General features: G+C 42.0%; 9 protein-coding genes. 7 read left to right on the forward strand and 2 right to left on the reverse strand.

Going from position 1 to position 16,099, the window contains the following annotated elements:
- The first annotated feature begins 4 nt into the window (after positions 1-4).
- The gene (locus P3L40_RS02670; protein WP_036958319.1) at positions 5-1,201 is read left to right on the forward strand and encodes an aromatic amino acid transaminase; all 1,197 of its coding nucleotides are present in this window, start codon (positions 5-7) and stop codon (positions 1,199-1,201) included.
- A gap of 80 nt (positions 1,202-1,281) precedes the next feature.
- On the opposite strand, the gene uvrA is transcribed toward P3L40_RS02670, so the two are convergent.
- Positions 1,282-4,116, reverse strand: coding sequence for an excinuclease ABC subunit UvrA (gene uvrA, locus P3L40_RS02675; protein ID WP_210852975.1), 2,835 nt, complete (start codon positions 4,114-4,116; stop codon positions 1,282-1,284).
- A 712-nt stretch (positions 4,117-4,828) separates the two neighbouring features.
- On the opposite strand from uvrA, the gene P3L40_RS02680 reads away from it, so the two are divergent.
- The 6 genes from P3L40_RS02680 to avs4 all read left to right on the forward strand — a co-directional run bounded on the left by P3L40_RS02680 (position 4,829) and on the right by avs4 (position 15,579).
- Entirely contained in the window at positions 4,829-5,350 is a 522-nt protein-coding gene (locus P3L40_RS02680) for a single-stranded DNA-binding protein (protein ID WP_094961402.1), read from the forward strand.
- 158 nt (positions 5,351-5,508) lie between these two features.
- On the forward strand, positions 5,509-6,756 hold the full coding sequence (locus tag P3L40_RS02685; protein WP_032148592.1) for a tyrosine-type recombinase/integrase: 1,248 nt from the start codon (positions 5,509-5,511) through the stop codon (positions 6,754-6,756).
- Complete coding sequence (locus P3L40_RS02690; protein ID WP_001548010.1) at positions 6,746-8,305, forward strand: site-specific integrase; 1,560 nt, start codon at positions 6,746-6,748, stop codon at positions 8,303-8,305. Before P3L40_RS02685 ends, P3L40_RS02690 begins: the two co-directional genes overlap by 11 nt.
- Positions 8,298-10,331 (forward strand): integrase, encoded by a 2,034-nt coding sequence (locus tag P3L40_RS02695; RefSeq protein ID WP_181247479.1) that lies wholly within the window; start codon positions 8,298-8,300, stop codon positions 10,329-10,331. Before P3L40_RS02690 ends, P3L40_RS02695 begins: the two co-directional genes overlap by 8 nt.
- On the forward strand, positions 10,324-10,743 hold the full coding sequence (locus P3L40_RS02700; protein WP_032148671.1) for a hypothetical protein: 420 nt from the start codon (positions 10,324-10,326) through the stop codon (positions 10,741-10,743). Before P3L40_RS02695 ends, P3L40_RS02700 begins: the two co-directional genes overlap by 8 nt.
- A gap of 75 nt (positions 10,744-10,818) precedes the next feature.
- Positions 10,819-15,579, forward strand: coding sequence for an AVAST type 4 anti-phage nuclease Avs4 (gene avs4 / locus P3L40_RS02705; RefSeq protein WP_001548013.1), 4,761 nt, complete (start codon positions 10,819-10,821; stop codon positions 15,577-15,579).
- A gap of 231 nt (positions 15,580-15,810) precedes the next feature.
- On the opposite strand, the gene P3L40_RS02710 is transcribed toward avs4, so the two are convergent.
- Positions 15,811-16,041, reverse strand: coding sequence for a hypothetical protein (locus P3L40_RS02710; protein WP_210852977.1), 231 nt, complete (start codon positions 16,039-16,041; stop codon positions 15,811-15,813).
- Positions 16,042-16,099 lie beyond the last annotated feature (58 nt).

A 16,099-nucleotide genomic window follows, 5' to 3' on the forward strand; every position in this document is an offset into this window, starting at 1 on the left:
TCCTGTGTTCGAACATGTTGATGCTTATCCGGGCGACCCAATTCTGTCGTTAATGGATGAATTTAATAAAGACTCTCGTGAAAATAAAATTAATTTGAGTATCGGTCTTTACTATGATGGTGACGGGAAAACCCCTGAACTGGCGACAGTCGGTACGGCAAAAGCGGCGTTAAATAAACTGCCAGCAAGCGCATCACTGTATTTGCCTATGGAAGGTTTGAAAGATTACCGTACTGAATTACAAAAATTAGTATTTGGTGAGGATTGCCCGCTAATTGCACAGGAACGTATCGCTACTGTCCAAACGATTGGTGGTTCTGGTGCGTTAAAAATTGGTGCTGATTTTTTACATCAATATTATCCCGACTCAGAAGTGTGGTGCAGTGACCCAACTTGGGAAAACCATGCCTCTATTTTTTCAGGTGCGGGAACAAAAGTGCATTACTACCCGTACTTTGATGAAAAAACCAAAGGCGTTAAATTTGATGAGATGCTAGCGACATTCAAACAATTGCCTGCTAATAGCATCATCCTAATGCACCCGTGCTGTCATAACCCAACAGGCTCCGACCTGACTCCTGCACAATGGGATGAAGTCACTAAGGTAGCATTAGAACGCAAATTGATCCCATTTTTAGATATTGCTTATCAAGGTTTTGCAGAAGGCATTAATGAAGATGCTTATGCTATCCGAGCGATGGTTAAAGCTGGCTTACCCGTGTTTGTCAGTAACTCATTTTCTAAAATCTTTGGTATCTACGGTGAACGTGCAGGTGGCCTTTCTGTGATCTGTGAAAACCAAGATGAACGTGACCGTGTGTTAGGCCAGTTAAAAGCGGGTGTTCGCCGTTTATATTCTAGCCCGCCATCTAATGGTGCAAAAATTGTTGCTGCGGTATTAACCAACAGCGCAGAAAAAGCCAAATGGTTAGCGGAAGTGGAAGAGATGCGCTTACGTATTTTAGACATGCGTACGGTATTGGTGGATGAGCTAAAAAAAGCATTACCAAACCAAAATTTCGATCACTTATTAAAGCAGCGCGGTATGTTCAGCTACACTGGTTTTTCTAAAGAGCAAGTGGCTCGCCTGAAAGACGAATTTGCGGTTTATTTGGTTGGAACTGGCCGTGTTTGTATGGCAGGTGTCAATCGCCATAATGTTAAACGCATTGTTGAAGCATTTGCTGCCGTTAGCCAATAATTCTTAGCTATCGTAATAATTATCAGGGAACAAAATGCTCCCTGATAATCTTCTTACTTATTTTTTAATGGCCTTTCTACTTAGTAGCCGCGTTCTAAAATCGTTTTTAAGAACCGTGCGGTGTGAGATTTTTCACACTCAGCCACTTCTTCTGGTGTGCCTGCAATTAAGATTTCACCGCCGCCACTACCCCCTTCAGGGCCTAAATCGACAATCCAGTCCGCTGTCTTAATGACATCAAGGTTGTGCTCAATCACCACAATGGTGTTTCCTTGGTCACGAAGCTGATGTAAAACGACTAAGAGCTGTTGAATATCAGCAAAGTGCAGGCCAGTTGTTGGTTCATCCAAAATATAGATAGTTTGCCCTGTACCGCGTTTAGATAACTCTTTAGCTAATTTCACACGCTGTGCTTCACCACCAGAGAGCGTCGTCGCTGATTGACCGAGGCGGATATAGGATAAACCAACGTCCATCAGCGTTTGTAACTTGCGGGCAAGGGCAGGTACGGCATCAAAAAATTCACGAGACTCTTCGATGGTCATATCCAACACTTCATGGATATTTTTACCTTTATATTTAATTTCTAGCGTTTCGCGGTTATAGCGTTTGCCTTTACATTGGTCACAAGGGACATACACATCAGGCAAGAAGTGCATTTCAACCTTAATAACCCCATCACCTTGGCAAGCTTCACAACGACCGCCTTTAACGTTAAAGCTAAAACGCCCTGGGTTATAACCACGAGTCCGAGACTCAGGCACACCGGCAAATAGTTCACGCACAGGTGTAAACACACCAGTATAGGTGGCAGGGTTCGAACGTGGTGTACGGCCTATTGGGCTCTGGTCAATATCAATGACTTTGTCAAAGTGCTCTAAACCTTCTACATCTAAATAAGGGGCAGGGGTAATGGTTGTCGCCCCATTTAATTGGCGTTGAGCAATAGGGAATAGCGTATCGTTTATCAGTGTTGATTTACCTGAACCAGACACGCCAGTGATGCAGGTAAATAACCCAACAGGGACTTTTAACGTCACATTTTTCAGGTTATTACCCTTTGCCCCAAACACCGTCAGCATTTTATCTTTATTAATTGGAACGCGTTTCTGCGGGATATCAATTCTGCGCTCACCACTTAAAAATTTACCAGTGAGTGAATCAGGGTTTGCGACAATATCTTCCAGTGTTCCTTGGGCAACAATTTGCCCACCATGCACCCCAGCACCCGGGCCGATATCAATCACATGGTCTGCGGCGCGGATCGCGTCTTCGTCATGTTCAACGACGATCACGGTATTTCCTAGATCACGCAGGTGGATCAAGGTTTCAAGTAAGCGGTCATTATCACGTTGGTGTAAGCCAATTGAAGGTTCATCAAGGACATACATCACACCGACTAAACCTGCTCCAATTTGGCTTGCTAAACGAATGCGTTGTGCTTCGCCACCAGACAAGGTGTCAGCAGAGCGTGAAAGTGTCAGATAATTAAGCCCAACATTGACGAGAAATTTCAGGCGATCGCTAATTTCTTTTAAAACTTTTTCTGCGATTTGAGCGCGCTGGCCTGTGAGTTTTAGATTTTGGAAAAATTCCATTGCGTGGCCAATGCTGTAATCTGCGATTTCGGGCAATGTTGTATTTTCAACAAATACAAAGCGCGCCTCTTTACGTAAGCGCGTCCCATGGCAAGAGACACATGGACGGTTGCTGATATATTTCGCTAATTCTTCACGGACAGCCGTTGATTCTGTTTCTTTATAACGGCGTTCCATATTATTGAGCACGCCTTCAAAAGGGTGCCGGCGCACAGTGATGTCGCCACGGTCATTACGGTATTTAAACTCAATCGTTTCTTTGCCTGAACCATATAAAATAATTTTTTGAATGGCAGGACTCAGAGTGTCATAAGGCGCTTCCACATCAAATTTATAATGCTCAGCTAATGACATTAGCATTTGGAAATAGTAAAAATTACGGCGATCCCAACCCCGAATTGCACCACCTGCGAGTGAGATTTCAGTATTTTGAATGACTCTTTCGGGATCAAAAAACTGCTGAACACCTAAGCCGTCACAGCTTGGACAGGCCCCTGCAGGGTTGTTAAAAGAAAATAGGCGAGGTTCAAGTTCCACCATACTGTAGCCGCAAACAGAGCAGGCAAAATTGGCAGAAAAAACCAGTTCTTCTGCATTCGCATCATCCATATCCGCGACAATTGCGGTACCGCCAGAGAGTTCTAGTGCGGTTTCAAAGGATTCGGCTAAACGCTGAGCAATATCATCACGAATTTTAAAACGATCGACAATGACTTCAATCGTATGTTTTTTCTGTAATTCGAGCTTTGGTGGATCGGATAGATCGCAAACTTCCCCATCAATTCGGGCACGGATATAGCCTTGGCTGGCTAAGTTATCGAGTAACTTAACATGCTCCCCTTTACGTTCTTTAACGACAGGAGCAAGTAGCATCATTCGGCGATCGGTGGGTTGAGCCAGAACATTATCGACCATCTGGCTAACAGTTTGAGCCGCAAGCGGTATGTCGTGATCAGGGCAGCGAGGTTCACCAACACGTGCAAATAATAGCCGCAGATAGTCATGAATTTCTGTGATGGTTCCGACCGTCGAACGTGGGTTGTGTGAAGTGGATTTTTGTTCAATCGAAATTGCAGGGGATAACCCTTCAATATGATCGACATCCGGTTTCTCCATTAAAGAAAGAAACTGGCGAGCATAAGCAGATAAAGATTCAACATAACGGCGCTGACCCTCTGCATACAGGGTATCAAAAGCTAAAGATGATTTCCCTGAACCAGATAACCCAGTAATAACAATGAGTTTGTCGCGAGGGATGATGAGATTGATGTTTTTCAGATTATGCGTGCGTGCGCCGCGGACTTCGATATTATCCATTTACCACTTCCCGGATGATTTGATATTGAACAATCGCAAGAGACTATTATCACATATTTATGGCTGAATGGATATACAGTATTTCCTATTCGTCATATTTCAAACCGTGGCGTTGTTGGTTGCTCTCAGCTACGCAGGTCACATACTTTTGTATGCTCCCCGCGATACCTTCGCTTGCCGCCTAGCCACAGCTTGAACTATTTAGAATAGGTTCTGCTCATCATATTTCAAACCGTGGTGTTGTTGGCTGCTCTCAGCTACGTAGGTCACATACTTTTGTATGCTCTCTGCGATATCTTCGCTTTATTTTTACTCGTCATATTTCAAACAGTGGCGGTGTTGGCTGCTCTCAGCTACGTAGGTCACATACTTTTGTATGCTCCCTACGATATCTTCGTTTGCCGCCTAGCCACTGCTTGAACTATTTAGAGTAAGATTTTAATGGTGAAACAGAAAAACAGAAAAACAGAAAAACAGAAAAACAGAAAAACAGAAAAACAGAAAAACAGCGATCTGAATTTATCGAAAAGATAGATGCGGTGTGTATTATTTTGTGTCTATACTGACAAAAGCACTATGGAATTTCACTAAAAGCTGGAAAGCGTTTCGCAAATTAACAAGCTCAATTTCAAATATTGGTGCAAATCAGCTCTGTCGTGGTAAACTTCACGGCTAATCCAGAGATTAAAATTCAATGCATCAGGAGTAATAAATGGCCAGCAGAGGCGTAAATAAAGTAATTCTTATCGGTAACCTAGGACAAGATCCAGAAATCCGTTATATGCCTAACGGCGGAGCTGTGGCAAATCTGACTCTGGCAACTTCTGAAAGTTGGCGTGACAAGCAAACCGGTGAGATGCGTGAAAAAACCGAATGGCACCGCGTGGTTATTTTCGGCAAATTAGCGGAAGTGGCAGGTGAATACCTGAAAAAAGGTTCACAAGTCTATATCGAAGGTTCTCTGCAAACACGTAAATGGCAAGACCAAAGTGGTCAAGACCGCTACACGACAGAAGTTGTTGTGAATATCGGCGGCTCAATGCAAATGCTAGGTGGCCGTGGCGGTGATGCAGCATCACAAGGTCAAGGCGGCCAAGGCGGTTGGGGCCAACCTCAACAGCCACAAGCAGCACAGCAATTTAGTGGTGGCGGAGCTCCAGCCGCACGCTCATCAGCACCTGCTCCACAAACTAATGAACCACCAATGGATTTCGATGACGATATTCCGTTCTGAAGATGACCTTAGAGTTATCTGTAAAGAATGTAAATATAGACCCCTGTTAATTCAGGGGTTTTTTGTTTCTAGCGCCGGGAAAAGTGTCTTGTATAAATTGGTGATTTTTCACATATAGTCTACCTTGTAATTATGTAATGTTTATGGGTTGTGGGCGCATGGAAAAGAACTACAGAGTTACAACATTTGTCATGGATAGTGGCGAGCGCTATTGCATGGTAGTGGATCGTGCTTCTGGCCTTCCTATGTATTACCCAACTTTGTTTTTAACAACCCAAATCCGCAATAAAGGCAATGCCTTCTCAACGACGCTAGCTGCTGCTAACAACCTAGTCTTGTTGTTACGCTTTCTAGAGAGTCGTGACATTAACCTTGAAGAACGGTTATTGACCAAAGATTTCTTCAAGCCACATGAGATGGACGATCTGCGAGATTTTGCTCAGCGCAAGCAAGGCAGGATGCCATCAAAAGCGTTCTCCAACCCTTGGCTGGATGATGAGTTGGTCAATATCGTGGATAACGGAACACAACATTCCCGCCTAACAACGTTTGCCAACTATTTACGCTGGTATGCTATGCATATCTTAAAGATGCCTGAGCTGGATGTTGTCGAACAGATCAAGACTATGGCGACGCAAATAAAGGTGCGCCGACCGTCTAAAAAGAGCAGAAACAGTACATTGCAAGACAGGTCTTTGAGTGATGTTCAATTGGATGTGCTATTTGAGACGATCAAGCTCGATTCAGAGTGGAATCCTTTTTCAATTGATGTGCAGCGCCGCAATCGGCTGATGATCTTGCTTCTGTATCATCTGGGCATCCGAGGTGGCGAATTGTTAAACATCAGGATACAGGACATAGATTTTAGCTCTAACAGGATCCGTATCGTTAGGCGAGCAGATGAACGAGCTGATTCTAGAACCAATGAGCCTAATGCCAAAACCAGAGAACGGCTCATACCGTTGGCTGAATCCTTAGCTCAAGAACTGCACAGTTATATCACCAAAGATCGCCGAAAAGTCCAAAATGCAAAGAAAAATGACTACCTGTTTGTGACTTACAAGCGTGGGCCAACTGTCGGAAACCCTATCTCCAAGGCGGGTTATCACAAAATATTTTCCTTGGTCAAAGATGTATCGCCGCAATTGTACACAGTGACTGGACACTCGCTCCGCCATACATGGAATCGTAAGTTTTCAGAAAGAATGGATGCCATGGATGAGCCAGTCAGCGAAGAACGACAAGAGCAAATCCGTGCGTACTTACAAGGTTGGAAACCGGGCTCAGGAACCGCAGCGACTTACAACAAGCGTTTCATTCAGCAAAAAGGTTTTGAGGCCGCCTTGGCTTTACAAGAGGGAAATGGCACTCGCTTACCAAAGGACATGAAGATTGATGATGAATAACATCTTACCAGCATTGCCTACCGATAAAATACCTGCAAAATCAAATGGATATTTTTTCATGTTGCATGAAGATATGTGGAGATTAGATAAAAACAACAATATTTCGGTTGGTATGATACATGACCTTCTGGATCCTGAGACTCTGAGTGGGTTTCTTCATACCCTGTCATTTTATGCCAGGAACCTGTCCGCGGGATACACGAGACATATTTTCTTGTGTTTCTTAGACATGATTCGTGCAACTAAAGCTACTCGTATTGACGATATCATGTTGATTGGATACAGGTCTTCTTTGGATACGGCTCATGAGCATGAGTTAGGCAGCGTTAGTGTTCTACTGCGAAAGTGGCACAAGCTGGGCTATCCCGGTGTTAGCAAGAACGTGGCGTGTTTGCTGGAGGGGTGGAGGTTAAAAGGGGGGCGTAAGGGGGATGCGGTTAAGCGATTGGATCCTCTAGAGGGGCCGCTGACGGATAATGAACTTCAAGCGTTTAACGAAGCGGTTGTACGAGCTTATGAAAAGAGCGTAATAACCATCGCTCAGTTGGCTATGGCTCTCAGCATCAGTCATACGGGACGTCGCTCAATCCAGATCTCGCAGCTGCGCGTGGTTGATATTCTCTGCGGAGAAAATGAAAAGGGTGAACCCTTCTATGTGTTGAATGTGCCGCGAGCTAAGCAACGTAACAGCTTTTTTCGCGAAAGCTTCAAACCCTATGCTATGACTCTCGAACTATGGGCAGTCCTGAGTGCTCAGGCAAGAAATGCAGTTACTCTGGTTGAGAATCGTCTCGGGATTGAATTGCAGGAAGCTGACCGGCAGCAGATCCCTCTATTTCCTGATCTTGATGTGCTAGCGACTATCCAATCCCCTTATGAATTCTGCCAACTGCTTGCCACTGACAAACTCCACATACCAGCAGCAGATATAACCGAGACACTCCAGTACATCGTAGAAAAGTCCGATATCCGGTCGGAACGGACCGGCGAGCTATTGCATATCAATGCTCGTCGTTTTCGTTATACCACGGGCACACGAGCTGCTCGGGAGGGCTTTGGCGAGTTGGTGATTGCGGAACTGCTTGACCATACGGACACCCAAAACGCAGGCGTTTATATCAAAAATATACCCGAACATGTGAAAAAGCTGGATGAAGCGGTTGGCTTCCAATTGGCACCATACGCTCAGGCTTTTGTCGGGGTACTTGTCGATTCAGAGAGGGACGCGCATCGAGGTAATGACCCTACTAGTCGTATTCGGACCGAAATGGGACAGGGCGTTGGTACTTGTGGAGAACATGGCTTTTGTGGTGCCAATGTTCCTATTCCTTGTTACACCTGCATGCATTTCCAGCCTTGGCTGGATGGCCCACATGAGGATGTCTATCAGGGACTGCTCAACGAGCGTGAAAGGGTGAAAAATATAACTGGCGACATCCAGATTGCTGCTGTACTTGATCGCAGCATTATCGCGGTTGCAGATGTAATCATGCGTTGTGCAAAACGTCGAGGAGAGTTTAGTCAGCAGGGAGCAATAACAAATGGCTGAGATTTTCCAGTTTAAGCCAAAGGCTACGCTGACAGCAGAAGAAAACCTTGAAGCATTCATTTCCAAGTGCCGGGATCAATTGACTGTATTCGGCTCCGATATAGATTGGGAAGAACCTGTTTGGCCAAACATAACTGTGTTTGCCAAGTTAGGCGTTATCACGCGAAAACCCGTTCAGGGAGAGGTACAAGACCCTGAGTTCATTGATTTTGCTAAAGCCTATTTCCGTTACCAGCAAGTGCATCGGCCCACGGGAACAAAGAATGAAAGTAAGGCCCTACGTGCGGTTGAGGCGGCTTTGCTTCAAGTAAACGGGAATGCAAATATTGATGGCCTGTCCATTTCTGTGCTGGATGAAGCAGCTGAATTGGCAAGGCAGCATTACTCCAATGGGTCAGCATATCATTGCGGCCGTGAGATTGAGCGACTGGCTAAGTTTGTAGTTGAAAACCAGCTTGTACCAAACTCTATACAAGATTGGGTCAATCCAATTCAGCGTGCTGAGGACAAGAACAAAACAGGCAAGGAGGCGAAGAAAAATAGGGAAGAGAAACTTCCAAGTGATACTGCCCTCAATGCGTTGGCAGAAATTTTTGCCAACGACCCAATTCATGAGCGAGACATATTTACAACATCGGTATTTGCCATGTTGATGTCAGCACCGTCACGCATTAGCGAGGTGTTAGCTCTACCTGTTGATTGCGAGGTATTTGAAACTGATCGTGAAGGTATAGAGCGCTATGGTTGGCGTTTTTTTGCGGGGAAAGGCTATGAGGGTGATATCAAATGGATACCCACCGTGATGGTTGGAATCGCTAAAACAGCCGTAACTAGAGTCAGACTGCTCTCTGAAAATGCCCGACAACTGGCCAAGTGGATAGAGAAGCACCCGGATAAATTTTACCGCCATGCTAACTGTCCTGATGTTGCTGATGATGTGCCGTTGACGATGGTTCAGACTTGTATGGCGCTCGGTTTTGCACATGACTCTCAAAAAACGTGCAGGTCATGTCTTGGTAGCCGGGGCCTAGCTAAGGAAGATGGTGTGCATACGCTAAATAGCTTGTGGCAACACACTATGGAACGTTTGCCAGAAGGCTTCCCGTGGTTTGATAAAAACAAGGGGATTAAGTATAGCAATGCCTTGTTTGCACTGAATGTTAATCAGTTCCACGGAAACCGAGGATGCCTTCCGGTTGAATTACATAAGCCAATCAATAACTTTTTTAACAATGATCTGGCTCCTCGCGAGGCTCTGGATGGAAAACATGCCAGTATCTTTGATCGCCATGGTTATCGTACTGAAAATGGAGAACGGGTCAAATTGACCTCGCATCAGGCTCGACACCTACTCAACACCATTGCCCAGCGTGGAGGACTATCAAACTTGGAAATTGCCAAGTGGTCTGGACGGGCAGACGTGAAGCAGAATCGAACCTACAACCACATGACTGAATACGAACTGGTTGGCATGGCTGAACGCCTTGATCCCACAAAAGCGCTATTTGGGCCTGTTGGTGAAGTGGCAAAGCATCTGCCCGTGACTATGCAGGAGTTCAATACCTTAGAGCATGCCGCAGTCCATGTGACGGAGTATGGCTACTGTGTGCATGATTACACCATGAGTCCTTGTGAGAAGTTCCGAGATTGCGTCAATTGTACCGAGCAGGTTTGTATCAAAGGTGATGATACTGAAAAGTTGGACCGAATTAAGAAACGTCTCGAAAAATCGGAACGACTATTTTTGCTTGCTGAAGCGTCAGTGGAAAGCGGCGAGATGGGGGCTGATCGCTGGTATCAGTACCACAAGAAAACTGTTACCCGGCTTCGTGATTTAGTGGCTATTTTAGAGAATCCAGACATTGAAAATGGTGCCCAGATTAAGCTCCGTGGCAATGATTTCAGCCAGCTTCGCCGTGTTGCTGAAAAAAAGTCTATTGAGGCCATTGAGAAAAAAGGCAAAGAAAGCGAAGAAGCTGTGATGTTAGATAATTTGAAAACCTTGTTTGGGGGTGGCCTTGGCTAAACATCTGGACAATAGAGACATTAATGCCATCGTGAACCTAATTCGAGGATGGCAGGAAACAAAACTGTCCTGGTCAGCAATCTGTGAAGCGGCAGAGCCATTGGTCGGAAAGTTGCCGTCAAGACAGTCCCTTAATGCACATGAGGCAATAGTGATTGCCTATCAGACAAAGAAAGAAGCGCTTAAAGGCCTAGGCCCCAAAAATCCACGTCCAGCTAGTTTGAACATTGCAGCCGCTAGGATTGTGAATCTTGAAAGCGAAATCAAAGAGCTTAAAGAAGAAAACCGGAGGTACAAACAGCAGTTTGTGATCTGGCAATACAACGCATACAAACATGGAATGAAAGAGCATCAACTTAATGCTCCGTTGACAAAGATTGACCGTGAACGTTCTGACGGCGAAAGAAGATAGTTTTTGAGTTCGATGCAGAGGGGTATTTCTCTATTAAAAGCAATTTTTTAGACTAAAAATAAGGAGAATAATTAAATGATCAAGCCAAACTGGGATAGCTTTAAAGCTAAATTTAATGAAAACCCTCAAGCTAATTTTGAGTGGTTTTGCTACTTGTTGTTCTGCCAAGAGTTCGACATGCCCGCAGGTATGTTTAGATATAAGAATCAGTCTGGTATAGAAACTAATCCAATAACTAAAGATAATGACGTTATCGGTTGGCAAGCTAAATTCTATGAAACGAAATTATCGGATAACAAATCTGATCTTATAGAAATGATTGTGAAAAGTAAAAAGGCTTATCCAGGATTAAATAAGATCATTTTCTATACCAATCAAGAGTGGGGACAGGGAAGAAAGAACAACGTTCTTGAAGACGAGAAAGTTGCTGATAATAATTCAAAAGATTCTGAGAAAAATAACGATTCAAAAATAAAAATAGAAGTTGATAATAAAGCATCTGAGTCGGGGATTGTAATAGTTTGGAGAGTAGCCAGTTTTTTTGAATCACCGCTTGTAATGGTAGAGAACGAAAGGATTGCAAAACACTTTTTTTCCCCTGAACAAAGCATCTTTGATTTATTGGAAGAGAAACGTAAGCACACAGAGAATATTTTATATGAAATTCAAACTAATATAAATTTCAAAGATAGAAGCATTGAGATCGACAGACGACATTGCATAGAGCTTCTACGTGATAATCTAGTTCAAAAAAAAATTGTTATCGTTAGCGGAGACGGTGGGGTTGGGAAAACAGCTGTTATAAAAAACTTTTATGAAACAGAAAAAAACTGCATTCCTTTTTATGTTTTTAAGGCTAGCGAATTTAATAGGGACAGCATTAATGAACTATTCGGTGGGTATGGCTTAGAAAATTTCTCTAATGCTCACCAAGGCGAATCACGTAAAATGATAGTCGTAGATTCTGCTGAAAAGCTTTTAGAACTGACCAATGTTGATCCTTTTAAAGAATTCCTAACTGTTTTGATAAAAGATAAGTGGCAGATTGTTTTCACAACCCGCAACAACTACTTGGCAGATTTGAACTATGATTTCATAGATGTTTATAATATAAAACCTGGGAACTTAGTAATAAACAATCTTGAGCCTAGCGAGTTAATCGAGTTATCTGTTAATAATGGATTTAGCCTTCCACAAGATGGACGATTACTAGAACTAATCAAGAATCCATTTTATCTAAGCGAATATCTGAGGTTCTATACCGGTGAAAGCATCGATTATGTGAACTTCAAAGAAAAGCTTTGGAATAAGGTAATCGTTAAAAATAAACCTTCTCGTGAGCAATGTTTCTTAGCAACCGCTTTTCAGCGAGCCAGTGAGGGCCAATTTTTTGTAACACCGACATGCGATACAAAAATTTTAGATGCGTTAGTTAAAGACGGCATAGTTGGCTATGAAGCTGCTGGTTACTTCATCACGCATGATATTTACGAGGAATGGGCGTTAGAGAAAAAAATTTCAGTCGATTATATTCGTAAAGCGAACAACAAAGAATTCTTTGAAAGGATCGGAGAGTCACTGCCTATCCGTCGTAGTTTCCGAAATTGGATATCTGAACGATTGCTCTTGGATGACCAGTCCTTAAAGCAGTTTAGTTCAGAAATAGTCTACGGGGAAGATATATCTAAATTTTGGAAAGACGAGTTATGGATAGCTGTCCTGCTCTCTGAAAATTCAGAAATATTTTTTGATTTCTTTAAGGGGAATCTGCTTGGTCATGACCAGGGTATATTAAAAAGACTGACATTCTTGTTGAGACTTGCCTGTAAGGACGTTGATTATGATCTTCTTAAACAGTTAGGAGTTAGAAACTATAATCTACTTTCCATTGAATATGTTCTTACTAAGCCAAAGGGAACAGGTTGGCAGAGCGCGATCCGCTTTATCTATGAAAATTTAGATGGAATTGGCGTCAGAAATGTTAATTTTATACTTCCTGTAATTCAAGAGTGGAATCAAAAGAACAAAAATGGTGAAACGACTCGATTATCTAGTCTGATAGCACTCAAATATTATCAATGGGCTATAAGTGAAAATGTCTATTTTTCTGACAGAGATGGGAAGAAAAATATTTTGCATACGATTCTTCATGGGGCTGTCATGATTAAACCTGAATTAGAGGGGGTTTTCTTAGAGGTTTTAAAAAACAGGTGGAATGACCATCGGGATCCATATTTCGACCTGATGACATTAATCCTAACTGATATGAATGCTAGCCCTGTCTGGAGTTCTCTCCCGGAATGTGTCCTGCAAGTAGCAGACCTTTTCTGGTATCAGCAACTTCAAGAAGAAGATCGTTATCACCGTATGGATATCGACGAAGATTTCGGTCTTCATAGTAGTCATCATGACTACTTTCCAGAAAGTCCGTATCAAACTCCTATATATTGGATACTACAATCTCAGCTCAAAAAAACTATAGACTTTATTCTTGATTTCACGAATAAGACAACAGAACATTTTGCTCAATCTCGCTTAGGTAAAAGTGAAGTTGAAGAAATTGATGTATTTATCGAAGAAGGGAAGTTTGTAAAACAATATATATGTAATCGGTTATGGTGTTCATATCGAGGCACTCAGGTATCAACCTACCTGCTTTCATCAATTCATATGGCATTGGAAAAGTTTTTTCTTGAGAACTGTAAAAATGCAGATTCGGAATTGTTGGAAAGTTGGCTTCTCTATTTGCTGAGAAATACCAAATCAGCCTCTATCTCGGCAGTGATTACGAGTATTGTACTTGCATATCCACAGAAGACATTCAATGTAGCTAAAGTACTTTTCCAAACAAAGGATTTCTTCCATTATGATATGGCTAGATTTGTTTTAGATGAATCACACAAGACTGCATTAATCTCATTAAGGAATGGTTTTGGGGGCGTAGATTACGCAAATGCTCTTCATGAGGAAGACCGTATTAACGCTTGCGATGATTCACACAGAAAGAATTATCTTGAGCACCTTGCTTTTAGTTATCAGGTTTTCAGAGGCGAAGGTGTAGCAGAGGAAGATGTTAAGCAAAGGCAACAAGCTCTCTGGAATATTTTTGACAAATACTATAGTGAGCTTCCGGATGAAGCCCAAGAGACTGATGCCGACAAGACATGGAGACTCTGTCTTGCAAGAATGGATCGGCGGAAGATGAAGGTAACTACTAAAGAGAAAGATGAAGGGATTGAGATATTGTTCAATCCTTATATTGATCCTAAACTAAAGGAATATAGTGAGGAAGCAATCAGGCAAAGTTCCGAACATATGAAATATATGGAGCTAAAGTTATGGGCAAACTATAAAATAGACAAGGATGAACGTTATAAAAGTTATGTAAAGTACGATGATAAACCTCAAGTTGTTTTACAAGAGACCAAGGAAATAATAATAAAACTCAATGATGGAGGAGATGAGAGTTTCTATTTATTTAACGCTAATATACCTGCGAATGTTTGTTCTATATTGTTATTAGAATATTTTGATCAGCTAAGCACAGAAGAGAGAGAATACTGTAAGGATGTTGTTATAGAATATTCTCAGCTTCCTTTAAAGGAGGGTTATCATTACCAGATACAAGATGGAACAGCCTCAGCGATTTCGGCTCTACCTGTAGTTTTTCATCATTATCAGATGGAAAGAGTTACTGTAAAAATAATATTGCTGCTTACACTATTTAATGATCATTCTATTGGAATAGGTCGTGGTAGATACTCCGTGTTTCCCAGTATGGCTATTCATAAATTATGGGGAGACTATTTTGATGATATGCATTCTTTATTAATCGGGTTTTTGCTTTTAAAGCCAAGATACGAAATGTTGGGGAGGGAAATTATTAGTGAGAACTATCGGCAAGGTATTTATGATGTAAAAAAAATAAACCTCAATGAGAGGTTTTTGAACGATTATGAACAATGCATATTAAGCGTCGTCGATAATGAAATGTCTATAAATGATCTAGGAACTATAGATAAGATTGATCTAGATATTTTAAATACAGCTTTCAATTTGATTCCCATTGAAAATGTTAATGCTGAGCATAAGCAATTAGTTTTTTTGATTGTTGAACAGTTTTCTTCAAGGTTGTTGTCCCGTGATCGGGAGGATAGGATTGATTACGCTGTCCAACACTCCTTCTTGGAAAAATTTGCTTATTTTACGTTAAATGCATCTATGCAAGATATTCCCGATTATTTGAAACCGTTTATTGACGGATTTAATGGCTCTGAATCTATTGCGGATTTATTCAATCAATTTATTCTTGTGGAAGACAAACTAAATACTTATGAGAATTTTTGGCAAGTCTGGAATATGTTTTTTGATAAGGTAGCGATTCTTTGCAAAGATGGAGATAAGTATTGGCATGTGGATAAAATAATAAAGAGTTATCTTTTTGCTCAAACTCCATGGAAGGAATCTGCTAATGGCTGGCATACATTTAAAGATAGTAATAGTAAATTTTTTTCAGAGGTGTCCAATAGTATGGGGCATTGCCCTTCAACAGTATATTCTTTAGCTAAGTGTCTGAATAACATAGCTAGTCGCTATCTTAATCAAGGAATAACTTGGATTTCAGGAGTATTATCGGTTAACAAAGAATTATGGGAAATAAAATTGGAGGATAATACTGTTTATTATTTAGAGTGTTTGGTTAGGCGGTATATTAATGTAGAGAGAGAGAAAATTAGGAGAACAAGACAGCTGAAAGAGGAGTTATTAGTAATATTGGAGTTTTTGGTGGAGAAAGGATCAGTTGTTGGCTATATGTCACGGGAAAATATTCTGTGATATAGTTCTGTTAAATAAGATCAATTTAATGAGTATTTTATAGATTTAGGCTCCTGAGAGTGGGGCCTCTTTATTATAAAATAGGTTAAGAAATTACAATTAAATTAGTGAAACGTAGCATGGCTCGATGCTTTTGTATTTTAGCCATGACAGTCAGTTACTAAACCATTGATGCCATAGTTTTTAGCTTCTGATAGGAGCTAAAAACTACACTGTGGTTGAACTCTTAGTTTACCAATAGTAAACATCTGGGCGTCGGTCCGGCATCCATGTAAGACCATCTGGATCGTATCCAGCAAGTATCCGCCATTCATTTACTCGGTCATCAGCACGCCGAGGTTTGGTCGTAAATATACGGTTCCACCATCCAGGGCTAGTACCGATCCAACATGATGGCGGATGCCTATGAGATTTAGGCGTTCCACTTAGGGTGCGGTCTTTTCGTGTATTGAAGGTACTCATATAAACCTCTGTAGATTATGTTATCTACATGACCTGCTCCCCGTTGATTAGTACACCC

It is taken from the genome of Providencia sp. PROV040 (assembly GCF_032706145.1).
Classification (GTDB): Bacteria; Pseudomonadota; Gammaproteobacteria; order Enterobacterales; family Enterobacteriaceae; genus Providencia; species Providencia hangzhouensis.